We start from the raw sequence: 25267 nt of genomic DNA, 5'->3' as shown, positions 1-25267 counted from the left end.
ATGGGTAAAGTTGTAACACTTGGTGAAATCATGATGCGACTCTCAACAAATCCTGGAAAACGATTATCACATGCTCAACAATTTGAGGTTTGCTATGGAGGTGGAGAAGCCAATGTTGCTATTTCACTTGCTAATTATGGTCATGAGGTATCATTTGCCAGTAAAGTTCCCAATAATGATTTAGGTCAATCCGTTAAAAAATTTCTAAATGGTTATGGAGTATCCACTTCACAGTTACTTTTTGGTGGTCAGCGTTTAGGATTGTATTACATGGAAGCAGGAGTAGGAAAGCGTTCAGCAAATGTAATTTATGATCGAGTGGGTTCCAGTTTTGGGGATATGAAAAAAATTGAGTGGAATATAAATACTCTTTTTGAAGATGTTGATTTATTCCACATCTCTGGAATTACTTCTGCACTTTCAAAAGAATGGAAGAATCTGACAATAGACTTAATCAAAATGGCTAAAAAAGCTGGAGTTAAGATCAGTTTTGATATCAACTACCGTTCTAAAATGTGGAGTTTAGAAGAAGCAAGAGAGACAATTAAATTAATTCTACCATATGTAGATTACTGTTCAGCTGGAGATATGGATGCCAGATATATTTTAAATATTTCTAAGTATAGTGGAGATATTGACGATAAAAATGAAATGGTTTATTACTATCAAGAAATGCAGAGACTGTTCCCTAATATTGAAGTTTTTTATTCAACCAAAAGGATAACCCATTCAGCAACTGAAAATGATTTAACTGGCAATATATGGATGGGTAAACACTACTATGAATCTAATTGCCATAATATAAATCCTATTGTTGACCGAATAGGAGGAGGCGATGCCTTTTCCGGTGGGGTATTGCATGGTCTTTTATGCCAATATGATCCTCAAATGATTATAAAATTTGCAACAGCAGCATCTGCATTGAAACATACAGTCTATGGTGATTGCAATCAATTTAGTGTTTCTGAAGTAAACGATTTTTTAGAAACAGGAATTGGAAAAATAAATCGTTGAAGTTAGACATTTCTTTAATAATCTATCTTACAAGAAAAGAGACATTTACATGCATTCTATAATTGAATAAATCCAATCATGAAGAGATAGGAAATTAGTAAAAAGTACCTACCACATATAAATTTGCGGTAGGTACTTTTTTGTTATTTCTGATAGAGTGATTTTTAAAGTATCCCGAATGAAGGTCATATAAGCTTTTTCTATCAACCATTTAAGACGAAATTTGGAGTAATGGCTGATCTATCGGACAAAGTTGATACGAAGATTAAGTCTATTATTAGCTACAGAGGTACTTCCTCATAATAGGATACGAAAACCAGTTCGAATTGTGTACTAGAAGTATCCTACCTCATAATTTGATATAGGAATTTGAGCAAATTATGAAGTATCAGAGTCCTAGCTCATTATTGGATAAGAAATGGAAATAATTTTATTAGCTAGAGGCTACCTAGCTAATAATTGATACTAGAAATAGCCATTGATTAGTTGTTAGAAGTGGTTTACCTCATAATCAGGCTCAAAAGTGAGTTTGCATTATGAAGTAGTTTGTCATTTAATCGAAAAACAGCTTAAATTACGTATTATATATATGAGAAATAAAAATCAAAAATTAGGAGTGTTGAATTGATGGCTTTTAAAGAGAGAGAAAAACCGTTTCGATTATTAGTCATGGAGTCTTTGGCGAATCGAATGAATTTGTCAAAAGAAGACCGTAATAAATATGCGAACTGGGTCAAAGGATACGATGGGGAAGTGAAGTTTGATTTCATAACTGAACAATTGAAATGTGAGAGCCTAGTTTTAAATGATTTGTATTTAATAGTGAGAGGAAAGAAATTTCAACTTGATACTTTGGTGATTACTGCAAAGTGTCTTTTTGTATATGAAGTGAAAAATTTTGAAGGTGAATATTATTATGAAAATGAAAAGCTGTAATTTGAACGAACCAAAAAGGAGGTATTTGATCCTCAGTATCAAATCAAAAATGCGGAATCAGCATTGCGTCAACTAGTGGATCAAATGGGATATAATTGGAATATTAAAAAACTCGTTGTCTTTATAAATAACGATTTTACTTTATTTCAAGCTCCAAGAGATAGTGGAATAGTGTTGCCGGGAATGTTGAAATCGCACTTTTCAATGGTTAATGGGATTTCGGGAAGACTAAATCAGAACCATTACCGTTTTGCAGAAGAAATCAAACCGATGCATATGGAAGATTTTTCTTTACATAATGTTCCTTATTATGAAAATGAATTGTTAAAGAAAGGAGTTACTTGTTTTTATTGTGGATCTTTTATAGAGTATTTTACAAAAAATAGGACATGTATATGTAAATACTGTAGTAAAGAAGAGGTCATTTCACAAACCGTTATTCGGCATGCACAAGAATATATACGATTATTTCCAGAGCAAAAAATTACTACAGCAGATATTTGTAAATGGTGTGATAATCAGTTATCTACTTGCCGAATCAGATATATTTTCAACCAACATTTAACAGCTAAAGGAACAGGTAGATGGAGATATTACGAGCTGAAAAGTTAGACGAATTTTTAGTATGAAGAAAATTGACTTATAATGATAGATATATTTTAGGAGTTGAAGTTAACTGATGAGTACGGTTACTTTTTTGGTTGCATTAATTTTTATTTATGATATTATAATTGAGTAAACGATTACTCAGATGAAGTGAGGTAGCTATGAAAAAGCAGCTTTCTATAAAGGATATTGCAAAATTAAGTAATGTATCTACTGCAACGGTATCAAGAGTTTTGAATGATAATGGAAGATTTTCAGAAGAAACTAGAAAAAAGGTATTAGATGTCGTAAAAGAATTTGGGTATTCTACTAATTCTGTAGCAAAAACGTTGCGTGAGCAGAAGTCACATACAATTGGCATGATTGTCCCAGATATCAGTAATGAATTTTTCTCTTCTTTGATCACGCAAATTGAAAGTTATTTCTTTGATAAAGGGATTTCTACGATCATTTGCAACACGAACAAAGATGCGGAAAAAGAAAAAGCTTACTTGAAATCGCTCGATTCTAAACTAGTGGACGGACTTATTTGTATTTCAGGACAAGAGGCAATTGATGAAACGCAACTTTCAAGAGATATTCCGATTGTATGTATTGACCGTAAGCCTAAAGTGGCTAGTAATATAGCCATTGTAGGTTCGGATCATTCTGAAGGTGGATATAAGGCAACACAATTTCTGATTGAAAAAGGTTGTAAAAGAATTTTACTTTTAACTAAAGACAATAATACAACTTCTAGTAATGATCGAATAGCTGGCTATAAAAAAGCGCTCAAAGATGCCAATTTAAAATTGGAGTCTGAATTAATTATTCATGCATCTTCAAGTAGTCTATCGAAATTTGAAATTGCTCAAAAATCTATTGAAGAAGTTTTAAATAGAGGATTGGTTTTTGATGGCGTATTTGCTACAAACGATTGGCTGGCATATGGTGCGATACAAACATTGAAGAAGAATCATATTTCAATTCCAGATGAAGTGAAAGTTGTTGGCTTCGATGATGATAGTATCTCTAAGTATACTTCTCCAAGTATTACAACGATTCACCAGGAAACGAATGAAATTGCTGAAAAAGCTGCTGATATCTTGTATCAATTGATGACCAGGCCAGATATGACATTAAATAATCATGATATCAAAGTATCTACCAGACTAATTAAAAGAGAAACGACATAAAAATCGTTTTTTTGTCTATTGAGTAATCGTTTACTCAAAAAGGAATTTCTATAAGTTAAAACCTAGAATCAGAGTTAAAAGAGATTATCTTTTTACCTTTTGAGTAATCGTTTACCCAAAAGTATAAATTTAAATTTGAAAGGAAGAAAATAATGGAAAAATTAATTTGTCCATCTATGATGTGTGCGGATTTTGGATCTTTAAAAGATGAGGTAACGAAATTAGATCAAGCAGGAGCAGATGTTTTTCATATTGATATTATGGATGGTGTTTATGTTCCTAACTACGGTATGGGGTTGCAAGATTTTGAATTTATTCGTAAGGCGACTAAAAAATTAGTGGATGTTCACTTAATGGTTAAAAACCCAGCAGATTATGTCGAAAAGTTTATCGATATGGGAGCCGATATTATTTATTTTCATCCTGAAACAGATCAGCATCCAGCAAGAACATTGGATAAAATACGAGCAAAAGGAAAGAAAGCAGGAATTGCTATCAATCCAGGAACCTCTATTGAAACTATTCAAGAATTGCTTTATTTAGCAGATTACGTTTTAGTAATGACGGTGAACCCTGGTTTTGCTGGACAAAAATATTTAGACTATGTAGACCATAAAATTAAAAAGTTGAGTTCTATGAAAAATGAGTATGATTTCGAATTAGTAGTAGATGGAGCAATTTCAAATGAACGAGTGGAAACATTGAGTGCACTTGGTGTAAAAGGTTTTGTATTGGGCACTTCAGCTTTATTTGGAAAAGATGAAAGTTATCAAGAGATTATTAAAAGCTTAAAAGGAGAGGGTAAATAATGAAATTAGCAATCGGCGGAGATCACGTAGGACAATTATTAAAACCAGAAATTATCAGTTATCTTGAAGAATTGGGACATGAGATGAAAGATTATGGTCCATTTACAACTGAGAGAACAGACTACCCAAAATATGCTGAAAAAGTAGGAACAGAAGTAGCAAAAGGCAATTTTGATGGTGGAATTTTGATTTGTGGAACGGGTGTAGGAATATCAATTGCTGCTAATAAAGTAAAAGGAATTCGTGCTGTTGTTTGTAGTGAACCTTATTCTGCAAAATTATCAAAAGAACACAACAATACAAATATTTTAGCATTTGGCTCTCGTGTGGTTGGATTAGACTTGGCTAAAATGATTGTAAAAGAATGGTTAGATGCAGAATTTGAAGGTGGTCGTCATGGAAATCGCGTGAATATGATTGAAGATATTGAATGTCGCTATATCGGAGAATAAAATTTTAGCATTTCTATAAACCATTTAAATTGAGTTGTGACTGTCAAATCTTAGTGCAGTCACAATTTGCTAGTTTATTGTTGAGAAACTTCAATACATATAAATAATTTCTTAGTGAGGATTAAACAACACTTTGAAACTATTTGACATAATATGGAATTATTTGATAAATAATGATTGATTTTGAAATTAAATGATGTTAAACTAAATTTATCAAACGAAGCGGAGGATTTAAATATGAAATTAGCTACTCGAATAAATTCATTTTTACCAGTATATGATAATGATTTAAAACAAGTTTTTTCAAAATTTAATGATCTAGGACTTACCCATGTTGACTTGAACTACCCAGAACACGTGACCGGATTTTCTAGTGGGGAAATGAAAGCGTTGTTAGATGGAAATAATTTAAAAGCAAATGGTGTAGCCTTACGTTTCAGAAATGAATTCATTAATGGTGAATTAGGGAATTCAGATGAAACAATTGCTCAACACGCTTTAGAGCTTTGTAAGGAAGCGGCTGATTACTGTAGAGAAGTTGGCGGAGAAATTGTCACAATCTGGTTAGGTTTTGATGGTTTTGACTACAGTTTCCAAATCAATTATCAAAAAGTATGGAATCAACTTGTGAATGCATTTAAAGAGATAGCAAACTATGCACCTGATATGAAAATCAGTATTGAATATAAACCATTCCAACCTAGAGCGTATGCCTTTATCGATAGTATGGGTGTTGCCGGAATGATGTTGAATGATATTGACTGTGAAAATGTTGGGGTCACGCTTGATTACTGTCATATGTTAATGAAACATGAAAATCCAGCTTTTGGTGCTGAAATTTTTGGTAGTCGAAATAAATTGTTTGGCGTTCATATTAATGATGGTTATGGTCTCAACGATGACGGTTTAATGATTGCTACGTCAACACCGTTCAAGACATTAGAATTTCTTTACTATGTTAAAAAGCATAACTATGATGCACCATTTTACTTTGACACATTCCCAATCATTGAACACGCAGTAAAAGAATGTGAACAAAATATTAAAATGATCAAATTATTAAATGGTCTGATTGATAATGTTGGTATGGACCATATTCAAGATATTATTGACCGTAACGATGCAATTGGAGCAAGCGAACTTATGATGAAATTTTTATCAAACAATTAGTCTCAATAAAAAAAAGAGGTGTGAGGAAATATGGTAATGAATTATAAAGATGGTGCTAAAGATATAATAAACCTTATTGGAGGGAAAGAAAATATCTCTGGCATGACTCATTGTGCTACTAGATTACGGTTTAACTTAAGGGATATTTCTAAAGCAGATACAGCAGCAATAGAAAAAGTTGATGGCGTTGTTAACGTCATCAACAAAGCTGGACAATATCAAATCCTAATTGGAACGAATGTACCAAAATTGTATGCTGAAATAGAAGAATTAGTTGGTGAGACTAAAGCAACTAATTCAGAAAAAGGTGATAGATCAGCGCAAGGCATAATTGGATCCGTTTTCTCAGCTATTTCAGGTATTTTTGCACCTTTGCTACCAGCATTAGCTGGTTCAGGTATTTTGAGAGGGTTACTTTTATTATTGGTTCAGTTAGGTTGGTTAAGTGAAGCAAGTGGGACTTACCAAATTTTGTCAGCGGCTTCAATGACCGTGTTTTATTTCTTACCAGTGTTACTTGCCTTTACTTCAGCAAGAAGATTTGGGGCAGATATCTATATTTCAGCGTTAATTGGTGCGGCGTTATTGCATCCTGATTTTATTGCCTTACTAGGTGATGTTGGTAATGGAGCGACAACCACGTTCTTAGGTATTCCAACTGTATTAATGAATTATAATTCAACAGTGGTCCCAATCATTTTATCTATCTGGATTTTCTCATACCTGTACAAATGGCTCGACAAGGTGATTCCAGAAACACTTAAACTAGTTGTATTGCCTTTAATATCAATAGTAATTATGGTACCGTTGACAATTATCGTAATTGGTCCTTTAGGCGTTTATGGTGGGGAAGCAATTGGAAGTGTAGTTAACTGGTTGATTGCAAGAAGCAGTATTCTTGCCGGAATCGTGGTCGGTGGCGGCTGGTCTGTTCTAGTTAGTTTAGGCATTCACTGGGCAGTTAACCCAATCATGATCAATAACATTGCGACTTATGGTATGGATTACATCGTACCGTTTACCTTTGCATGTAACTTCGCAACGATTGGTACAGCATTAGGTGTCCTTCTAAAAGCAAAAGATTCTGATATTAGAAGTTTTTCAATTACTGGTATGGTCACAATCGCATTATCAGCAATTATTGAACCAACTGTGTTTGGTTTATTGCTTAAAAATAAAAAATTGTTCTTAGCACAAATTATTGGTGGTGCAGTAGGTGGAGCATACCTAGGTTTGACTAACGTATACGCAAATGCATTTGTTTTTGGAAGCGTTACTACTTTCCCTGCATTTGTGGGTGAGAATCCATCAAACTTCATTAATGCAATGATTGGTCTGGTTATTTCATTAGTTGTAGCAGCTGTTATTTCGTACTTTGTTACAAGAATAGATGAAAAATTAATCAAAAACTAAAATAATTCACGATAATAGTTATAAAAGCTTGTCACCTGGTCATTTATATGAAATGATAAGGTGACAAATTTTTTTTACTGAGGTGTGTTTATAATGATTCCGTATGAGAGAAAAAAAGCAATCTTACAAAAACTAAACGAACAAGATATTGTTATACTGGATGAATTACAAAATGTATTATCTGGCGTATCGGTTTCTACTATTCGACGTGACTTAAAAGATTTAGAGAGAGCAGGTCACGTAACAGTATTGCCTGGCGGTGCCGCAAAACTATTTTCCCGTTCTACAGATGTTCCAATTACAAAAAGAACGACTTTAAATCGCAATGAGAAAAAAGAAATTGCCTTATTAGCGGTTAAAGAAGTTAAGTTTGGTGAGACTATATATGTGGACTCAGGATCAACTGGTGAAGAATTACTATTAGAATTAGTAAAGAAAAAAATAACCTTGATTACTTCAGTTACGAATTTCAAAATTCCTCTTCAAGATGTTGAAGCGCAAGTCTATTCTCTTGGTGGTTTTGTTAATTTCACAAACAATTCACTTAAAGGCGATTTGACCGTGCAAAATATTGATTATTTTAATTTTGATCGTGCTTTTATTGGTGCAAACGGAGTGGATAGTAAATTTGGCTATACTACCCCTGATTTGAGTGAGGCACTTAAGAAAAGAAAAGTAATCGAAAAATCGCAAGAAGTTTACTTTGTTTGTGATTCTAGCAAATTCCATGAGGTCTATATGTCCTCGATTGCACCTTTATCAGATTCAGTTCTCATTACGAACGAAAGAGATGAATCAATTGAAAAGAATCTTAAGCAATTAATCTGCTGATTTTTATTATTAGGTACTTATAGATTAAACAAAAAAGGTATTTAAGAATTTATTCTTAAATATCTTTTTTTTGTTTAATCGTTCATTATTAATTTGCTAGATTTAGGGTATGATGAATGAAGTATAAACAATTATTTAGAAATATGGAGGATATAAATTTAATGGTAGAACTTATGGGAATGTTATTTGGTATATATATTATAGTGTTTGGTATGGTAATCTTAAAAAGTTATTTAGATTTTAATAATTCAGATTACCAACGTGCAAGTAATCACACATTTTGGCAAACTTTTTTTAATAAAGGAAATATGGGTGAATACAATATTTATCGTACTCTTGAAAAAATAAAGGGGACAAAATTAATATTAACGAATCTTTATATTCCTAAAGAAGATGGTAGTACGACTGAAATTGATTTAGTAATGTTTACAAATTTTGGTATCTTTGTTATAGAATCAAAAAATTACAGTGGATGGATATTTGGTGATGAAAAATATCGTAATTGGACGCAAACTTTTCCAAACAAAAAGAAATTCAAATTTTTCAACCCTATTTGGCAAAATAAAGGACATGTTAAAGCATTAAAAGAAGTTTTGGATATTACTGATGAATCATTGATGCAGTCGTATATCATTTTCAGCAATAATTGTGAATTAAAGAAAATTACAGTAACTAGTCCTAATGTCTCTGTTATGAAACGAAATCAAATGAGAAATAGATTGAAAAGAGATTTAAGAAATACTGCACCTAAATTAACTTCAGAGGATATAAAAGCCCATTTTCAAGTACTTAAACCTTTTATGCATGCTGATGACAAAACAAAGCAACTACATATCGAGACTATACAAGAAAAACTAAGTCAGTTTAAAAGTTAAGGTTATAACGGATAGAGGCTTAAAGAACGAATACCCAAATGGTAGAGAAGTGGACAAAAAAACTTATAATAAGGACTTGTATGTCCAAAATAGTAAGTATATGTCTTTAGTTTAGCCTGTTCTTTGAGTGTTCTATTCGTTCAGTTTCTAAAGGTGTGATATGATTTAGGTAAAGACAGAAATTTTGGAGGAAAGAAAATGAAATTGACACTTTATCGTACGATTCATGTAAAAACCCCTAATGAGAAAGTAATTACGTTGCAAAAACTTTTTGAATCTTCTAATATTCCTCAAGAAGGCGATTTTATCAAAGATTCTATGTTTGTAGATCCCGATGAAATAGAAGTGATTTCAGTAGATGACAATGAAGTGGAGCAGACGGTTGCTATCCATTTAAGACCGATAGAAATGAATTATGCGACAGATGAACACAATCAAAACATGGTGAATGCTTATAAGGCAAATAACTGGTCAAGTGATAACTATTGAATATTTAAATTAAGTTTAACTATTTTTTATTACTGAGAAAACCGTTCCTTATTTTTTTAAGGGACGGTTTTCCATATACCAAAAAGTAGATAAAACAGCTTGGGAAATTAGTTAGCTTTATTTATCACAAAATAAAGTTGCAACTTTTTTAAAATGTGTATACAATTAAAAAAGCATTAAAAAATAAGTGAAAATGGGTGGGTTTATGGAAATCATAAAGTTAATTGGGATTTTAATTATTGTTGTCGGTTTTGTTTTTAAATTTGATACTATTGCGGTTGTATTGCTTGCAGCATTAGCTACGGCTCTAGTTTCTGGAATTTCATTTACAGATTTTTTAGCTTTATTAGGAGAAGCGTTTGTTTCTAACCGACTAGTAACATTATTTTTACTAACACTCCCTATGATTGGTTTAACAGAACGATTTGGATTACGTCAACAAGCTGTTAAATTGATTGAGAAGATGAGGGGGCTAACGCCAGGTCGATTCCTGTCTTTGTATATGTTGATTCGTGAATTAGCAGGATTCTTTTCTGTACGCGTCCAAGGCCAAACACAGTTTATTCGCCCATTAGTTGAGCCGATGACTCAAGCAGCAGCTAAAACAAAATATGGTGAAATCAGTGATGAAGATATAGAACGTCTTAAAGCACGTTCGGCAGCTACAGATAATTATGGTAACTTTTTTGCTCAAAATACATTTATCGCGGCAGCTGGTGTTTTGTTAATTGCTGGTACTATGGAATCTTTAGGCTATGATGTTTCAGCGGTAGCTATTGCTCAAGCTTCTATTCCAATTGCTCTAATTATGTTGGTTATGGTAGCTGGATCCAATGTTATATTTGATCGGAAAATGCAAAAAAAATATGGAAATAAAACCAATTTTTCGTCACAAAAGGAGGGGAAATAATAAATGGATGCCATTGTAAGCAATATACTAGAATTTTTCTTTATTGTAATTGGTTTGTTATTGATTTACACAGCTAGTAAAGTTTTTCGAGATGCAAAGCATCCAACACGATTAGGAACGGCGTTATTCTGGCTTTTATTAGGAATCGTATTTGCTTTTGGGAACTTTATACCAGACATGATCAATGGAATGTTAATTATGGTAATGGGAATACTAACATTATTTAAACAAGTACGTCTAGGTGAAGTTAAAACTGTGGATGAAGATAAAGCCTTAGAAGCTAGTAATCGTTTAGGTAATAAAATTTTTATACCTGTGATCACTTTAGCGGTAGTAGCTGTGCCTATTGCGCAATTTACACCTCTTGGAGGGCAAGTAGGTATTGGTATCGGAGCAGTTGTTTCATTAATTATTGCCATATATCTCACTAAATCAAAACCGTTAATGGTTTTGGAAGAAGGCGACCGCATGATCCAACAAGTAGGAACCACTGGTGTTTTGCCACAACTACTAGCTGCTTTAGGCGTTATATTTACAGCAGCTGGTGTGGGGGATGTCATTGCTAGTGGAGTTTCAACTTTTATACCAGAAGGCAATCGTTTATTAGGTGTTAGTGCATACGTGTTAGGTATGGTTATTTTCACAATGATCATGGGTAATGGATTTGCTGCATTTACTGTTATTACAGCCGGAATAGGAATTCCTTTTGTTATTGCGCAAGGAGGCGACCCTGTAATTGCAGGAGCATTAGCAATGACTGCAGGTTTCTGTGGTACGTTATTAACACCTATGGCTGCTAATTTCAATGCTTTGCCAGCTGCATTGTTGGAAATGAAAAATTTGAATGGTGTTATTAAAGAACAAGCACCACTTGCTATAAGTATGATTGTGGTACATATTGCATTAATGTACTTCTGGGCATTTTAAATAAAAATTGGTAATTTTGCTATATGAAATCAGTTATGTTAAATTATTATAATTAATGGAGCAAATGAGAGGAGCACGATAAAACATGAAAATTTTAGTAACAGGATTTGACCCATTTGGTGGAGAGAAAATCAATCCAGCTCTAGAAGCTGTCAAAGGTTTAGCAAATACGATTAAAGGTGCAGAAATAAAAAAAATAGAAATTCCAACAGTATTTGGCAAATCAGCTGAAGTAGTTAAAGTAGCCATTAAAGAATTTCAACCAGATGTAGTTCTAAATATTGGACAAGCTGGAGGGCGTTTTGCATTGACTCCTGAACGTGTGGCGATCAATGTGGATGATGCTCGTATACCAGATAATGAAGGCAATCAACCGATTGATGAAGCAGTCCAACAACAAGGAAAAGCAGCTTATTTTACTCAGTTACCAGTTAAAGCAATGGTAACAGCAATTAAAGCAGTTGGTCTGCCAGGAGCTGTTTCAAACACAGCAGGAACATTTGTCTGCAATCATATTATGTATCAAGTTCAGTATTTGATTGATACTCAATATCCAACTATTAAAGGAGGATTTATCCATGTCCCTTTCATTCCTGAACAGGTAGTAGATAAAGCAAATCAACCCTTTATGAGTTTAACTGATATGACGAAAGGTTTAACAGCTGCAATTGAAGCAATAGTTGATTTTGAAGGTAAAGAAGATTTAAAAGAAATAGGAGGTGCAATTCACTAAGATGCAGCTTGAAAGTATCCTTCCAGTTTTTGTTTATGGTAGTTTAAGAGCTGGTGAATTTAATTATAAACGTTATCTAGATGGTAATGTACTCAGTTCCACACCGAACCGTGCTCGTATAAAAGGTAGTCTTTATGATATGCCTTATAAAGGATATCCTGCTCTTTTGGTTGAAAAATTCAATACAGAATGGGTATATGGAGAAGTTTTTGAATTATTGGACTTTGAATCAACATTATCAAATCTAGATGTATTAGAAGGTTACATTGGAGTAGATCATCCGGATAACGAATACGAACGCAGAGAAGTGATGGTTGAAGTATGGCAAGAACAGTCTAAAACATTTGTAGCGAAAAAGGCTCTTGTTTATCTGTATCGAATGGAAAACGACTCATTATTTTATAAACAAACGGAATTAATGAAAGATGGTATTTGGAGACCGAGAGAATTTAGAGAAAGCTTAAGTTAATTTAAGTCAACTATATAAATCTATAAAATAAAGAGCTAATACCTGAAGATTATTGATCTTCAAGTATTAGCTCTTTATTTAGTAAAAATGATTAGTTGCCAGTTCTACTTCTTTAAACACGACAAAATAGGAGAGAGCCTAAATTCGATTAACTCTTGTCTTAATAGCAGCTTCTTTAACGGCTTTAGTAACGGCAGGACAGACTCGTGGGTCTAAAGCATCAGGAATGACGTAATCTACTCTTAATTCATCAGCGGCAATAAGGGAAGCAATCGCATGGGAGGCAGCTACTTTCATAGCCTCGTTGATATCGGAAGCTCGAACGCTAAGTGCGCCTTTAAAGATTCCAGGAAAAGCTAAGACATTATTAACTTGGTTAGGAAAATCACTGCGACCGGTTCCTATAACAGCAACACCAGCTTCAATTGCCAAGTCAGGCATGATTTCTGGTACAGGGTTTGCCATGGCAAAAATAATCGGATCTGACTTCATGTTCTGAATCATTTCTGGTTTTAAGATATGTGCGGCTGAGACACCTATAAAAACATCCGCGTCTTGTAACGCATGGCTCAAGTTACCATGCTGGTTCGTCAAATTGGTAACGTTGGTCATGTGTTGCTGTTCATTGTTTAAGTTAGGAGTATCATTTGCTAAAATACCATGTTTATCGGTTAAAATTAAATTGCGAACACCGAAGTTTAATAGGTGTTTTGCGACAGCAATCCCGGCTGATCCTGCTCCATTGACAACAACTTTAATCGTTTCGAAAGATTTATCAACTAATTTTAAAGCATTGATCAATCCGGCTGCAACGACGATAGCGGTACCGTGTTGGTCATCATGAAAAACGGGAATATCCAGTGAAGCCTTCAAGCGGCGCTCAACTTCAAAACATTCAGGAGCTGCGATATCTTCAAGATTGATCCCGCCAAAACTGTTCCCAATCTGCTCGATGGTTTGAACAATGGTGTCCACATCTTTTGATTGTATAGCAATTGGAAAGGCATCAATATCTGCAAAAGATTTAAACAACACGCATTTGCCTTCCATTACTGGCATAGAAGCTGTGGGGCCGATAGAACCTAAACCAAGTACTGCAGTTCCATTTGTAATGACAGCAACCAGATTGTTTTTACGTGTTAGTTCATAAGCTTTATCTGGATTTTCTTCAATGGCTAAGCATGCTTCCGCTACGCCTGGAGTATAGGCAAGTGCTAGATCTTCACGAGTATTTAACGGTACCCGGCTATTGATTTCAAATTTTCCATTCCATTCATAATGTTTCGCTAAGGCTTCTTTTTTATTATCCATAGGAATCTCCTTTACTGCTCAAATGGGAAGCGGTAATCTGTTAATCCAGCGTCATCGCGAATCGCAATCAGTTCTTTTTGAACCGGTTCGCTAACAGGTAAACCTGTTTTTTTGCGCTCTTGCCAGATCAAATATTCTTTTTCACCAGCGGTATAGATTCGTTCCGCACCAGGAGCTTTTTCTGCAGCTCGTAATTCACGCATGATATCACCGGCTATTTTTTTGAAACTGTCTAGTCCCATAAATGCTTCAGTATCAATGGCAATGAAGAAGTGACCTAAATGAAATTTTATTTTTTCTCCGTGTTCTCCAATGCCAGATAATAAGCTTAAGAAATTCCCTTGTTGTAAAGCAGAAGAAAGGACTTCAACGATGGTGGCATAACCGTATCCTTTATAACCAGAAAGATTTTCTCCAATGCCTCCCAATGGAGCAAGAGCAGCTTCTCCAGATTGAAGAGCCTTCAAAATAGTAGGCGAATCGGTCATTGCAGATCCATCATGTCCAATCACGGTTCCAGCTGGAGTATCTTTGCCTTCACGTTCATAAAGTTCAATTTTTCCTCGTTGAATAATAGAAGTGGCGCAGTCTAGTGAGAATGGAAATTCCTCATCTGTTGGAAAGCTTACAGTCAAGGGATTCGTACCCAATTTATTTTGTACACTAAATGTTGGGGCAATAGAAGGGCGGGCATTTGTTCCTGTCATGCCGATACAACCAGCGTTTGCCGCCATATCAGTATAATAACCGGCAATGCCAAAATGTGTCGAGTTTCTTACAGCAACCATACCCATACCATATTGTTTAGCTTTATCAATTGCCATTTGCATCGAACGGTGAGCAATCACTTGTCCCATACCATCATGACCATCAACTACAGCAGTCGTAGGGGTTTCTCGTACAATTTCGAATTCAGTGATTGGATTTTGGATACCATCCTTGATTCGATCGACATAAATTGGTTTAAAGCGATTGACCCCATGACTTTCAATTCCTTTTTTATCAGACTGCAGTAGAACATCGGCACAAATTTTCGCATCGGCTTCTGGTACCCCATAAGCCATAAAAGCTTTTTCAACAAACTCAGTCAAAAAATCCCATTCTACAAAACTTACCATATTATCATCCTCCTTAAATTCTTTGTGTATGAATGAACAAAACAATGCAAGAAAACGCTTTCTTAATCGTCAATAGTGTAGCATAAAAAATTAAGAAACTCAATTATAGTTAGGTCGAAAAGAAAGAAGGTGGATGCACTATCAATAGAGCATCCACCTTCTCTCCAATTTTAAACAAATGCAGCCAACTTACTGATTTAAAGCTGGAGAATATCTGACGTTAGTTTTGTAAGGTGCATTATTTTAATCCTCCTTAATTTCTTTTTTTTCGAGAAAGTTGAGGGCTTGTGAAATTTGCTTTTTGGAAAGAGCGGATTGCAAGTATCATGAATAATACACCATAAAGAAAGACAATTAACCCGCTCATTAAAGGTGTGAGGATAAAGCCGTTTATATCAAGTGCGATACCAAGGTTAACCATTTCGGCATTAGTCATCGTTTCTTCTAGAACGATGCCACGAAAAAACATAGTTGTATAACTCATTGGATTCAAGTAACTGATATATTGAAGAAATGATGGAAATATAGAGATTGGAAGATAAGCACCAGATAAGAAAATTAATGGAATAACGACTGTTTGTTCGACTACTTGGTAGGTTTGGAAATTTTTGACTGTTACCGCAAGTAAAATGCCTAGGGTTGAGTAGACGAGGCTGACCATCACCATTGAAAAGAAAACTAAGATCATAGTATGCCATTTTTCAAAGCCAAGATATGTAAACATACTAATCAAATAGATAAGAAAACCTTGAACAGTGGCTATAGTGGATCCAGTTAATATGTATCCCAATATGACTTGTAACCGACTGATTGGGCTCACTAAAATTTCTTTTAAAAATCCAGAACCGATGTCATCAATGACAGCAGATGCGACATTCAAAGAAGTATTGAATACTGTAGCAATAGAAACACCTGCAATCAAATAGCTTAAAGAGTAAGAGGCAAATTGGTTTTTGAATATCGATGACAAGACATAGATAAATCCAAAAGGAGTGAGGGTAATGACCAAAAGACGAATATTGTCTCGCGTATAATCTCGTAAATTCCGAATAAACAAGGAGTAAATAACATTCATGTTGCATTCCCACCTTCCCGGATCTCTTTACCTGTAATGTTCAAGAAAACATCATTTAAATTTCCTTTTAAAATTTCAATGTCTAAAATATCTTCTTGAAGGAGACTGATAAATTTTAAGAATTTTGGTAGATTTTCTATTTCTATAAAAAAATAGGAGTCTTCTAATATATACTTCATATTTTCTTGAAGCAATAAACGCTGAGCCTTTTCTAAATTTTTTACTTTCAAACTAGCTCTGGACTGAGTATGAGTCTCTTTTAGGTATTGAGGACTAGCGTGGACCATAATTTGTGCATGGTCCATAATAGCTATCTTGTCACAAACCTCAGCTTCATCAATATAATGAGTTGTTAGAAAAATCGTTAAATCTCGTTCTTTTTGGAGACGAAGAAGGTATTCCCAAATTCGATTTCTTGTATGCGGGTCCAACCCGGTGGTCGGTTCATCTAAAAAAAGAACTTTTGGATCATGTAAAAGAGCACGAGCGATTTCCACACGGCGTTTCATACCGCCTGATAGCTGTGAAACTAATTGATCCCGACTATCGGACAAATCAATTAGGGTTAATAGGTTATGGATACGCTCATCTATTTCATCTTTTGGTACCCCATAAAGGATACAATGCAATGCTAGATTCTCCGATATAGTCATTTTTTGATCAAGTGTGGATTCCTGAAAAACGATTCCAATAGATTTACGAACGGCATTTTTTTGAGAAGAAACATCCTTTCCATCTATCAATAACGTACCCGAAGTTTTTTCAATCATAGTACAAAGAGTATTGATGGTTGTGCTTTTACCTGCCCCATTTGTTCCTAAAAAAGCGAATGTGCTGCCTCTTTCGACTTCAAATGAAATATTATCTACTGCACGAAAACTGCCGTAGGACTTTGAGAAATTGTTAACTTCTATAATAGCTCCCATACCGTTTCACCCATTCTAGTTTCTATTTTATAATCTTGTAAAGAGGAAGAGAAATGGTTAAATTATAATTTAATCTCATTATAGTATATACATGTAAAAAACGCGGTTGATAACTCTTATTCTAGTGGGGGTTCTTGTTTCACATTGTTTAAGATGAATCCGTAAGCCAAGAAAATCAAAAAAAACTGCCAAGAGATTTGATCTCTTGGCAGTTTTTTGACAGCTACATTAATTTAGCATGAAGTTGAAAGTTCGCTTTGTACTTCATTGAAAGGATAATTTGAATAAAGATTCAAAAAGTTTTCTGGATCTTTTAACACTAACTCTTTTAAGTTTTGCTTATTCAAGCTATCAAAAATGCGAACGGCTCGGTCAATGAGTCCAGGTTCAGATTTATCACCAATTTTTTCCATACAGACTTCTTTGCGAACCAAAGCAGTCGCAAGCATAACCGCATAATCCATCCGAGCACTTTCAGTTTCCATTTGCTTGATATAAAATAAGGATTGTTCGTATTTTTGGTCCATCATCAGAAGATTGGTTAAATGCAGTAAGAAACTGACTTTTAAATTCCTCACTTCTTCAAGATGTTGGTATTGAGTTAAAGTTTCAAGTGCTCTTTCTGTAAGTAGAGCAGCAGTATCACTGTCAAATAAATACAAAATGCTATTAAGAATGTGTAGTTCAGCTAAGTACCATTTATCCAATGTTTCCATTCGCTTCCAAACTTCTTGAGCATAATCTTTAGCTTTAGTTAAATTTTGTTCCTCAAATAACACCGCATATCCACGACAAGCATTTAATATATCTAGGATCAATTGATCATAGCGTTCCTGCACTAATGTTTCGCCTTTTTCAATGATCTCATAAACTAATTCAAGTGTTGGATTTTTATCTAATTGTTTAAATAAATAAAGGATCGTTTCCTTCTGTCCTAATTCAAAATCATTTAAAAGGTAGATGAATTCCTCATGAGACATATCCATATGGTCTAAAATAGCGAGATATTTGGAAAGGGTAGGAGTAATATCATCATTCTCAAATTTTGTATACGTTGAACGAGCCATTGTATGATCTGAAATTTCCTTTTGTGTATAGCCTTTATTTTCTCTAATTTTCTTTAATGTGGAACCAATGGGAATATTTATGCCAGACATTTGATAGCCTCCTAAAAATTAGCTTTGTTATTATTGTAACGTTTGGTCATGAAGCCATGAATACTCGGTATACTAATTATAGAAACCATTCAAGTTTAGGCAAATCAACCAATCTCAACTTAAGAATGTTTATACGAGCTATACGCAGGAAGTAGGGATACAATATTGCAAACAAAGAGCAACTAATTAAACCAAACAATACTCAACAAACAGACTACTTTTATGTCATAAAGGGAAGACACGAAACCATACGACTAACCGTCGATGCTGACGATGTTTTAATAAATGCCGATGGTGACATTGATTGTCCAATTGATACAGTCCTGCGTAAGAACAAGTACTCGTTTGATGATTTAAATAGTTGGCTAGCTAAAGAAATCCAATTTCTTGTTGTTAAGAATAATGTTGAACAAATTCTTCAAACCATTCAATTAAATGTGAATCTTTAAACGAATTCAAATTATTTTAGCATAAAATTTCTTGAAAAAGATTAAAAATTAAAAAAATTGAATTAGAATTTTTTTAGTAATGAACAAATTATGACAAAGTCAGAAAAAACCTGTTTAATTTATTTGAAAATAGGGATACATAAAAAATGATTTTTAAATAATTATTCAACTGTTATTGCTAAAAAAATCACAAAAATTAAGCTGAGGAGTAGTTCTCAGCTTTTTTTGTCTATTTGGTGTCATTTGCTCTAAAAAGATTGATTAACTGGTGGATTGCGCTAAACTAGTTAAGGGACCATTAGATTACATATAGAATGGAAGATACATAAAAAATGACATTAACAAGTATACGAGTGCTGCTGACGGTGAGCATACTGCTGCTCATTAATTTTGAAAGTCAATCTGTATTGGCAGCAACAAACGATGAGACCGAATCAAGTGAAATATTAGAAAGTGCTCCATCAAATGAAATCAACGAACCTGTAGAAACCCAAAAACCTACCCCAGAGAATAAGGTGATTGTGAGTGATCAGGTATCCATTGAACCTAAAATAGCTCATGCTGGTGAGCAACGATCATTCAGCCTGACGCTGCAGGAAGAACTAAGTTTCGAGACGATTGTTTTAAGTTATTTAGCTAGTGACACCAAAACAGAAACAACCGTTGAGTTAACCTATGATGCTGCAAAAAAACAGTATGTAGGGCAATTGGAGACGACTAAAGAGACAACTAGTGGTCATTGGTTATTGACAAAAGCGGTTGGAATTGATGAAAATGAAGTCTCAAGTGTATTGGAAACGAGAAATTTGACAAACGAAGATTCTGAACTAAAAGTAGGTGATTTTGAAGTGCTTCCACACCCAGCTGATCTAATTGATCTCACATCGATTAAAGTTGAACCAAAAGCAGTTAAAGTGGGTGAAAAGCTTCAATTTAGTTTGCATTCAGTTGAAAATGAACAATTGACAAATGTAACAGTTGTTTATCGCTCGTTGACTAAAGACGGAGAATCAATAGATCAACAGTTGCTGCTCTCTTTAAGGTTTAATGAAGAAACAAAAGCCTATGAAGGAGAATTGGCTTCTATCACCAATGAGTTAATGGGCGATTGGGTGATCGATCACCTAAGTGGTAGTGATGAGCAAGGCAATCCGTTTACCTTGTATAACCAATTTGTAATTGGATTAGACAAAGAAAATTTACAAAAACAAATTGATGAACTAAACAAACAACTACTAATAGAACAAACAGCAGCGGAAATAGAAGACAAAGATGTACAAGAAAATAGAGACTTATTGCTAGAAAAAATTCAACAGTTGGAATTTTTAAAAGAAGCAAAAGAAAAACAGCTTCAAGCTGATTTATCAATCGGGAATTTCACTATAGAAGAACAGTTGACCGAAGAAGAACCGGATACAATTGATGCAGAGATGCCTATACTACATGAAGAAGAAAGTAATACATCAGAAAAAGAAGTCGAGACAAGTTTAGCAGAATCTAAAACAGAAGTTAGTAAGGAAGAAATGACAGTAGAGCTAAAAGATGTACAAAAAAAAGCGATTGCGACTAGTACTCAAAATGAAAATCAAGTATCAACCAAAGAGTCTGCTCAAGCGATAGATGCATCTTCAATTACAGAAGAAACTGTAACGGACGAAAAAAATGAAGCAGCTGCATTTTCTAACAGTTCCTTATTTATTGTGCTGGCTGCTTTTGTCATTATCAATGGATTTATATTTAAATTTTAAAAGAGTAGCAATGGCTTTCAAAGTCTCTTTAATAAGAGATTTTGGAAGCTTTTTAGTCTAGTTTGGTTTCTTGTCGGTTTTATAAGTAGACCTTATGCTTTAAGAGTACAAGGCCTTGTAACACCACAATAAAGGATTTGAAACAAATGATAAGGAAACTAAGTGAAGAAATGGAAAAAGCATTTTTTGATCAGCATTCAGGAATCGTCCATGGGGTATTGAAGAAATTAGGTGTGAGCCGCAATCATTCAGACTACGATGATTTTGTGCAACAAGGCTTGCTGAAATTGGTAGAAGCATACGAAATGTTTCCGAAAGACTTAGAGCAGGAAGAATATCTGTATCAATTTACTGGTTTTGCATACACTAAGGTTCGTTGGAAAATGTTGGACTTGTTAAGGAAACAACAACGAAAATGGGAAAGTGAAATGCCTTGGCCAGAAGACTTGGTTAAACAGCAGCCAGACACTCAATTGCCCTTTGAACAAGTGTATCAAGAGATGGATTTATTGAAAGAAATGTTACCATTGCTGACTAAAAATGAACAAGCTTATTTATTAGACACAGTAGTCACTCGTTTATCGGTTACGGAAATTGCTAAAAAGCAAGGAGTTAGTCGGAAAACAGTCTATCAATGGAAAAAGAGAGTAGCTGAAAAGTTAGCGCATTTTTTGCTTATCTTAAAAGACTAATAGAACTTTGAACCATAAAAACAGCTGATGCGAATCAAAAACAATCGCATCAGCTGTTCGTTTTAGTCATGAAAATAGGTTGGTTTAAATTTTAAACTTAGAGAAAAATCTTCTCTAATCTCATCAATATAGGGGTTCCCTTCTCCGAGAATCGTTTCCAGCGATTCATTTGCACGGTAGATGGTTAAATAATTGATGAGTGTTTCTATTGGAGAAAGTACGGATAGGAAAGTAGAAGATTGTACACGTCTTTGCACAATATTTAGCTCATCAGTAAAATGAGGTGTGTGGGAAAAGTGCAAAAGTCCAACGAGTTCATCAATCACATTTTGCTGAAGAAAAGAAAGTTTAGCGGATCTCTCTACTTGTTCGTTAAAGCTACGAGCTGAAATAAAAAGCTTCAATTCGTGACCGTCTCGAAAATATACTTGCATACTATTTCCTTTTTTATCTTCCACGGCATCGAGCGCATGATGGAGCCCGTACCAGCTGGTAGAGTCGTTGGATGAGCCTTTCTCAGGTACAAATATTTGATAGCCTGAGACAAATGGACAGCGGTGATGAAACCCTAGACTTTTACCAATCGATTGAACGGTTTGGTAATTTAACGGACGTTTACTGAAGTAACGGTTCATAATGGTACGAGAATGTTCCTTTGTTTTTAAAGGTGGAGTTCCTAATTGGAAAACAATGGTATTAAATATAGTGTCTTTAACATCACGAATATCTTTTATGTAATAGGTATTTTCATTTAACAAAATATGAGAGTGTTCAAAACTCATGGCTAACAAGGTGGAAAGAGTCGTGTCTGTAATCAACAAAGGCTTGATCGGTATTCGAGTAAATGACGTTTCATAATAGTAATGCGAGTCACCTTTTTCGCTATGAAGAGATGTATAATCAGTTGGCGCTATTTTTTTATTAAATTGGTAATAGGTTGTTCTTAAATTTTTGTAATATTCTTTGTGTTGATTATCGTAAAAATCTTCTTTCATCCTGCTAGCCCCATTCCATGTGTCAATTTGATGAAAACGTAGTATGACTTAATTGTAAACGTTACCAAATCGATAAACAGTACCTAATCAATTATTCTAATTAAATTATTATCGTTTTTTAATTATTTCACTTTAATCTTTTGCCAATTATTTTGAGGAATTCAAACTAAGGGTTCGATTTATAGCTATTTTGACTTCGATAGATAACTCAATTTGTTAAAGCAGATTATTGACAAAAAAATAAGAGACTGTTATAGTGAGTTAAATTATATTTTGGTTATAAAACGATTAGATATATCTTTTTATTAACTATACATATACACACGATGAAGAGAAGAGTACATTTTATGCGAAACTTATAGAGAGCCTCTAATGGTGGAAAAAGGCGGTAGAAGTAAAATGGAAGATGGTCTTGGAGTGGTTTAATCGAAGGTTGTTAAATTTCAGATTATTCCGGTCGGCACCCGTTAGAGTGTCACAGTATGATAAGGTTCTTCTGGAATTAAACGTACTGGTTAAGGTAAAAGTTGTAAAGCTTTTATAAAACAAGGTGGTAACACGAGAGAGTGAATCTTTCCGTCCTTGCACAAATATTTTTTGTGCAAGGACGGTTTTTTGTTGTTGATAAAACTAAAAATGGAGGAATAGCATATGTCATTAATTGCCAGAACAGGTCCACAAGAATATGAATGCAGAGTAGGGGTATTGAATTCTTTAACCGAAAAGTTGAGTGTACGAGGCATCACGAAAGTCCTGATCATTCATGGAACAGATTCGTGGGATAAAGCGAAAAATTATTTAACTCAGCTGATGGATAGTGAAATTACATTGGAATTTGCACTATTTAACGGTGAATGTACCCATGAAGAAGTTGACCGTATTGTGGGAATCATAGGTCAAACACAAGTGGAGGCGGTCATTGGGGTAGGTGGCGGAAAACTGATGGATGCTGTCAAATATGCCGCAGCTAAATCCCCTGGGGTTGAATCGGTTCTCATTCCAACACTAGCTAGCAATTGTGCTCCCTGGACTCCTCTAAGTGTAATGTATACTACTGAAGGTGTGTGTCTAGGTTTTGTTATCCATACGAAACAAGTAAATACATTAGTTATTGAGCCCAACCTATTGTTGGATGCACCGGTCGATTACTTTGTAGCAGGAATTGCCGATACACTGGCTAAATGGTATGAATCGGATCTTGTCTTATCCAGACCAGAATACCAAACGAATGCTTTGCTTCTATTGTCTCGTGCAGCAGCTTCGAATTGCCGAGACAGCATTGTCAACTATGGTTTGCAAGCTGTGACCGATATCCAAAATCAAACACTGACTCCCGCTTTTATTCAAGTGAGTGAGACCATCATCGCAGTCAGCGGATTGGTAGGTGGTTTAGGAGATGGGTATTCACGTTCAACAGTTGCACATGCGGTTCATGATAAACTGACGGCTTTTCCAGAAACACACACATTTCTACATGGAGAAAAAGTCGGTTATGGCATAATGGTTCAACTTGCGATTGAGGAAAACTGGGCAGAAATTGATCGACTGTCTGCTTTTTATGAATCGTTGAATCTTCCAAAAACTTTAGCTGATTTAAATTTGAGTTATTTGACTGATGAACAGTTGGCTGAAGTTGCCGCTAAAGTAGCAGGCGATGCTATTCTTTTGCAATCTCAATACAAAGTATCCAAAGAAGTGATCCAACACGGTATACGTTCACTAGAAAATTACTTAGTAACAACCGTATAGAAAATTAATTGGGAGGAATTTTTATGACACTATTTGAGCCGTCAGCAACACTCAAACGGCTTCCGGAGCAGTTCTTTTCTCATTTGCGAGCGAAAGCTACTAAACTGATTGAACAAGGATACGATGTGATTGATTTAGGTATTGGAAATCCTGATTTGCCAACGCCTAAATTTATTATAGAAGAACTGAAATCTGCAGCAGATGATCCACAAAATAATCAGTATGGACCTTATAGGGGGTACGATTATTTGAGAAAAGCTGTTGCTGAGTATTACTTATGTGAATACGGGATATATGTGGATCCAGATACTGAAGTAGCGGTCTTACATGGATCCAAAGCGGGAATCGTCGAAATCAGCCAATGCTTACTGAATGAAGGTGATACGGTTTTACTGCCGAATCCTTCTTACCCAGATTACTTATCAGGAATTGCTTTGGCAAATGCAAAAATAGCTTCGTTACCCTTGTTAGCCAGTAATGATTATTTACCTGAGTATGATTTGGTTGATCCGAGTGTTGCTGCTGAAGCAAAATTGCTTTTTCTAAATTACCCAAATAATCCCACAGCAGCAATTGCGACACCAGAATTTTTTTCAGAGACGGTTGCATTTGCTAAAAAGAATCAAATTTGTGTAGTACATGATGCTGCATATGGAGCGCTTGTATTTGATGGTCAAAAACCGTTAAGTTTTTTTACAGACTTCGGGAGCAAAAGATGTAGGAGTTGAATTCTTCACGTTGTCGAAATCACATAATATGGCAGGATGGCGCATTGGATTTGCAGTCGGGAATCCATCCGTTATCGAAAGTTTAAATATTATGCAGGATCATACAAGTGTCAGTTTATATGGAGGAATTCAAAAAGCAGCAGCTAAAGCATTAACCAGTGATCAATCATCTGTAAAAGAATTGGTGTCCATTTACGAAAGCCGTAGAGATCGATTTCTTTTTGAATTGAAAGATACAGGATTAGAGATACATAAACCACAAGGATCATTTTATGTATGGATCAAAATACCAAAAGAATTCACGTCAGAAACATTTTTTGATGTCTTGTTGAATGAAGCGCATGTAATTGTTGCTGTCGGAAATGGGTTCGGCTCACTAGGAGAAGGATATGTTCGGATTGGATTATCACAATCGGATGACCGGATTCTAGAAGCCGCAAAAAGAATCGCTCGGTTAGCACCATTTAACGTCGTAAGGTCAGAAAAATTATTTAGTCATTAATAGGGGGA

24 protein-coding genes, 1 pseudogene and 1 other annotated feature are annotated in these 25267 nt (G+C 34.7%); of the genes and pseudogenes, 19 read left to right on the top strand and 6 right to left on the bottom strand.

Translation table 11 applies throughout. The features are described from left to right. From CAR_RS07470 to CAR_RS07400, 15 genes are all read left to right on the top strand, one after another. Positions 1-1014 (top strand): sugar kinase, encoded by a 1014-nt coding sequence (locus CAR_RS07470; protein WP_013711098.1) that lies wholly within the window; start codon positions 1-3, stop codon positions 1012-1014. A gap of 627 nt (positions 1015-1641) precedes the next feature. Next, positions 1642-1950: a nuclease-related domain-containing protein gene (locus CAR_RS07465; protein ID WP_041556410.1), complete on the top strand. Its 309-nt coding sequence runs from the start codon at positions 1642-1644 to the stop codon at positions 1948-1950. Between the two features lie 84 nt (positions 1951-2034). Beyond that, complete coding sequence (locus tag CAR_RS07460; protein ID WP_148229397.1) at positions 2035-2562, top strand: hypothetical protein; 528 nt, start codon at positions 2035-2037, stop codon at positions 2560-2562. A 155-nt stretch (positions 2563-2717) separates the two neighbouring features. Beyond that, positions 2718-3731, top strand: coding sequence for a LacI family DNA-binding transcriptional regulator (locus CAR_RS07455; protein ID WP_013711097.1), 1014 nt, complete (start codon positions 2718-2720; stop codon positions 3729-3731). Between the two features lie 152 nt (positions 3732-3883). After that, on the top strand, positions 3884-4540 hold the full coding sequence (gene rpe, locus CAR_RS07450; RefSeq protein ID WP_013711096.1) for a ribulose-phosphate 3-epimerase: 657 nt from the start codon (positions 3884-3886) through the stop codon (positions 4538-4540). Further along, positions 4540-4992: a ribose 5-phosphate isomerase B gene (gene rpiB / locus CAR_RS07445; RefSeq protein ID WP_013711095.1), complete on the top strand. Its 453-nt coding sequence runs from the start codon at positions 4540-4542 to the stop codon at positions 4990-4992. The genes rpe and rpiB overlap by 1 nt, the downstream gene beginning before the upstream one ends. Positions 4993-5229: 237 nt before the next feature. Continuing rightward, on the top strand, positions 5230-6162 hold the full coding sequence (locus CAR_RS07440) for a sugar phosphate isomerase/epimerase family protein (RefSeq protein ID WP_041556404.1): 933 nt from the start codon (positions 5230-5232) through the stop codon (positions 6160-6162). A 36-nt stretch (positions 6163-6198) separates the two neighbouring features. Next, the gene (locus CAR_RS07435; RefSeq protein WP_041556892.1) at positions 6199-7575 is read left to right on the top strand and encodes a PTS transporter subunit EIIC; all 1377 of its coding nucleotides are present in this window, start codon (positions 6199-6201) and stop codon (positions 7573-7575) included. Between the two features lie 93 nt (positions 7576-7668). Continuing rightward, positions 7669-8406, top strand: coding sequence for a DeoR/GlpR family DNA-binding transcription regulator (locus CAR_RS07430; protein WP_013711092.1), 738 nt, complete (start codon positions 7669-7671; stop codon positions 8404-8406). Positions 8407-8567: 161 nt separating this feature from the next. Beyond that, the gene (locus CAR_RS07425) at positions 8568-9281 is read left to right on the top strand and encodes a nuclease-related domain-containing protein (RefSeq protein ID WP_158305247.1); all 714 of its coding nucleotides are present in this window, start codon (positions 8568-8570) and stop codon (positions 9279-9281) included. Positions 9282-9479: 198 nt separating this feature from the next. Beyond that, a complete protein-coding gene (locus tag CAR_RS07420) occupies positions 9480-9770 on the top strand; it encodes a hypothetical protein (protein ID WP_013711090.1) in 291 nt (96 codons plus the stop codon). 205 nt (positions 9771-9975) lie between these two features. Continuing rightward, positions 9976-10680 (top strand): DUF969 domain-containing protein, encoded by a 705-nt coding sequence (locus tag CAR_RS07415; protein ID WP_041556402.1) that lies wholly within the window; start codon positions 9976-9978, stop codon positions 10678-10680. Positions 10681-10683: 3 nt separating this feature from the next. Further along, complete coding sequence (locus CAR_RS07410; RefSeq protein WP_013711088.1) at positions 10684-11607, top strand: DUF979 domain-containing protein; 924 nt, start codon at positions 10684-10686, stop codon at positions 11605-11607. 85 nt (positions 11608-11692) lie between these two features. Continuing rightward, positions 11693-12340: a pyroglutamyl-peptidase I gene (gene pcp / locus CAR_RS07405; protein WP_013711087.1), complete on the top strand. Its 648-nt coding sequence runs from the start codon at positions 11693-11695 to the stop codon at positions 12338-12340. Position 12341: 1 nt separating this feature from the next. Next, complete coding sequence (locus CAR_RS07400) at positions 12342-12809, top strand: gamma-glutamylcyclotransferase family protein (RefSeq protein ID WP_013711086.1); 468 nt, start codon at positions 12342-12344, stop codon at positions 12807-12809. 138 nt (positions 12810-12947) lie between these two features. On the opposite strand, the gene CAR_RS07395 is transcribed toward CAR_RS07400, so the two are convergent. The 5 genes from CAR_RS07395 to CAR_RS07375 form a co-directional block, all read right to left on the bottom strand. After that, positions 12948-14120, bottom strand: a complete 1173-nt coding sequence (locus CAR_RS07395) for an NAD(P)-dependent malic enzyme (RefSeq protein WP_013711085.1) — start codon at positions 14118-14120, stop codon at positions 12948-12950. A gap of 11 nt (positions 14121-14131) precedes the next feature. Beyond that, positions 14132-15238, bottom strand: a complete 1107-nt coding sequence (locus tag CAR_RS07390) for an Ldh family oxidoreductase (protein ID WP_013711084.1) — start codon at positions 15236-15238, stop codon at positions 14132-14134. Between the two features lie 253 nt (positions 15239-15491). Next, a complete protein-coding gene (locus CAR_RS07385) occupies positions 15492-16313 on the bottom strand; it encodes an ABC transporter permease (protein ID WP_041556401.1) in 822 nt (273 codons plus the stop codon). Continuing rightward, positions 16310-17239 carry an ABC transporter ATP-binding protein gene (locus CAR_RS07380; RefSeq protein ID WP_013711082.1) on the bottom strand — a complete coding sequence of 310 codons (930 nt, stop codon included), beginning with the start codon at positions 17237-17239 and terminating at the stop codon, positions 16310-16312. Before CAR_RS07380 ends, CAR_RS07385 begins: the two co-directional genes overlap by 4 nt. A gap of 233 nt (positions 17240-17472) precedes the next feature. Then, on the bottom strand, positions 17473-18396 hold the full coding sequence (locus CAR_RS07375) for a helix-turn-helix domain-containing protein (protein ID WP_013711081.1): 924 nt from the start codon (positions 18394-18396) through the stop codon (positions 17473-17475). Between the two features lie 781 nt (positions 18397-19177). Between CAR_RS07375 and CAR_RS07370 the strand changes: the two genes are divergently transcribed. Both CAR_RS07370 and CAR_RS07365 read left to right on the top strand, forming a co-directional pair. Then, a complete protein-coding gene (locus tag CAR_RS07370; RefSeq protein ID WP_013711080.1) occupies positions 19178-20593 on the top strand; it encodes a hypothetical protein in 1416 nt (471 codons plus the stop codon). Positions 20594-20739: 146 nt separating this feature from the next. Continuing rightward, positions 20740-21285: an RNA polymerase sigma factor gene (locus CAR_RS07365; protein WP_013711079.1), complete on the top strand. Its 546-nt coding sequence runs from the start codon at positions 20740-20742 to the stop codon at positions 21283-21285. Between the two features lie 62 nt (positions 21286-21347). Here the strand turns inward: CAR_RS07365 and CAR_RS07360 are convergent, their stop codons facing one another. After that, positions 21348-22280, bottom strand: coding sequence for a competence protein ComK (locus tag CAR_RS07360; RefSeq protein ID WP_013711078.1), 933 nt, complete (start codon positions 22278-22280; stop codon positions 21348-21350). A 317-nt stretch (positions 22281-22597) separates the two neighbouring features. After that, positions 22598-22867: a binding site (T-box leader), on the top strand. 64 nt (positions 22868-22931) lie between these two features. Here CAR_RS07360 and CAR_RS07355 point away from each other — a divergent pair. Beyond that, positions 22932-24029 carry an iron-containing alcohol dehydrogenase family protein gene (locus CAR_RS07355; RefSeq protein ID WP_013711077.1) on the top strand — a complete coding sequence of 366 codons (1098 nt, stop codon included), beginning with the start codon at positions 22932-22934 and terminating at the stop codon, positions 24027-24029. A 23-nt stretch (positions 24030-24052) separates the two neighbouring features. Next, a pseudogene (locus tag CAR_RS07350) lies at positions 24053-25259 on the top strand (aminotransferase class I/II-fold pyridoxal phosphate-dependent enzyme). Positions 25260-25267 lie beyond the last annotated feature (8 nt).

Source organism: Carnobacterium sp. 17-4 (genome assembly GCF_000195575.1).
GTDB lineage: Bacteria > Bacillota > Bacilli > Lactobacillales > Carnobacteriaceae > Carnobacterium_B.
The sequence above is the reverse complement of the archived record's forward strand: the minus strand, read 5'-3'. Positions and strand labels throughout refer to the sequence as shown.

What these genes read in the sequence shown, in the direction of transcription:
- CAR_RS07470 (WP_013711098.1), top strand. Translation starts at nt 1, where the DNA reads ATGGGTAAAGTTGTAACACTTGGTGAAATCATGATGCGACTCTCAACA.
- CAR_RS07465 (WP_041556410.1), top strand. Translation starts at nt 1,642, where the DNA reads ATGGCTTTTAAAGAGAGAGAAAAACCGTTTCGATTATTAGTCATGGAG.
- CAR_RS07460 (WP_148229397.1), top strand. Translation starts at nt 2,035, where the DNA reads ATGGGATATAATTGGAATATTAAAAAACTCGTTGTCTTTATAAATAAC.
- CAR_RS07455 (WP_013711097.1), top strand. Translation starts at nt 2,718, where the DNA reads ATGAAAAAGCAGCTTTCTATAAAGGATATTGCAAAATTAAGTAATGTA.
- rpe (WP_013711096.1), top strand. Translation starts at nt 3,884, where the DNA reads ATGGAAAAATTAATTTGTCCATCTATGATGTGTGCGGATTTTGGATCT.
- rpiB (WP_013711095.1), top strand. Translation starts at nt 4,540, where the DNA reads ATGAAATTAGCAATCGGCGGAGATCACGTAGGACAATTATTAAAACCA.
- CAR_RS07440 (WP_041556404.1), top strand. Translation starts at nt 5,230, where the DNA reads ATGAAATTAGCTACTCGAATAAATTCATTTTTACCAGTATATGATAAT.
- CAR_RS07435 (WP_041556892.1), top strand. Translation starts at nt 6,199, where the DNA reads ATGAATTATAAAGATGGTGCTAAAGATATAATAAACCTTATTGGAGGG.
- CAR_RS07430 (WP_013711092.1), top strand. Translation starts at nt 7,669, where the DNA reads ATGATTCCGTATGAGAGAAAAAAAGCAATCTTACAAAAACTAAACGAA.
- CAR_RS07425 (WP_158305247.1), top strand. Translation starts at nt 8,568, where the DNA reads ATGGTAGAACTTATGGGAATGTTATTTGGTATATATATTATAGTGTTT.
- CAR_RS07420 (WP_013711090.1), top strand. Translation starts at nt 9,480, where the DNA reads ATGAAATTGACACTTTATCGTACGATTCATGTAAAAACCCCTAATGAG.
- CAR_RS07415 (WP_041556402.1), top strand. Translation starts at nt 9,976, where the DNA reads ATGGAAATCATAAAGTTAATTGGGATTTTAATTATTGTTGTCGGTTTT.
- CAR_RS07410 (WP_013711088.1), top strand. Translation starts at nt 10,684, where the DNA reads ATGGATGCCATTGTAAGCAATATACTAGAATTTTTCTTTATTGTAATT.
- pcp (WP_013711087.1), top strand. Translation starts at nt 11,693, where the DNA reads ATGAAAATTTTAGTAACAGGATTTGACCCATTTGGTGGAGAGAAAATC.
- CAR_RS07400 (WP_013711086.1), top strand. Translation starts at nt 12,342, where the DNA reads ATGCAGCTTGAAAGTATCCTTCCAGTTTTTGTTTATGGTAGTTTAAGA.
- CAR_RS07395 (WP_013711085.1), bottom strand. Translation starts at nt 14,120, where the DNA reads ATGGATAATAAAAAAGAAGCCTTAGCGAAACATTATGAATGGAATGGA.
- CAR_RS07390 (WP_013711084.1), bottom strand. Translation starts at nt 15,238, where the DNA reads ATGGTAAGTTTTGTAGAATGGGATTTTTTGACTGAGTTTGTTGAAAAA.
- CAR_RS07385 (WP_041556401.1), bottom strand. Translation starts at nt 16,313, where the DNA reads ATGAATGTTATTTACTCCTTGTTTATTCGGAATTTACGAGATTATACG.
- CAR_RS07380 (WP_013711082.1), bottom strand. Translation starts at nt 17,239, where the DNA reads ATGGGAGCTATTATAGAAGTTAACAATTTCTCAAAGTCCTACGGCAGT.
- CAR_RS07375 (WP_013711081.1), bottom strand. Translation starts at nt 18,396, where the DNA reads ATGTCTGGCATAAATATTCCCATTGGTTCCACATTAAAGAAAATTAGA.
- CAR_RS07370 (WP_013711080.1), top strand. Translation starts at nt 19,178, where the DNA reads ATGACATTAACAAGTATACGAGTGCTGCTGACGGTGAGCATACTGCTG.
- CAR_RS07365 (WP_013711079.1), top strand. Translation starts at nt 20,740, where the DNA reads ATGATAAGGAAACTAAGTGAAGAAATGGAAAAAGCATTTTTTGATCAG.
- CAR_RS07360 (WP_013711078.1), bottom strand. Translation starts at nt 22,280, where the DNA reads ATGAAAGAAGATTTTTACGATAATCAACACAAAGAATATTACAAAAAT.
- CAR_RS07355 (WP_013711077.1), top strand. Translation starts at nt 22,932, where the DNA reads ATGTCATTAATTGCCAGAACAGGTCCACAAGAATATGAATGCAGAGTA.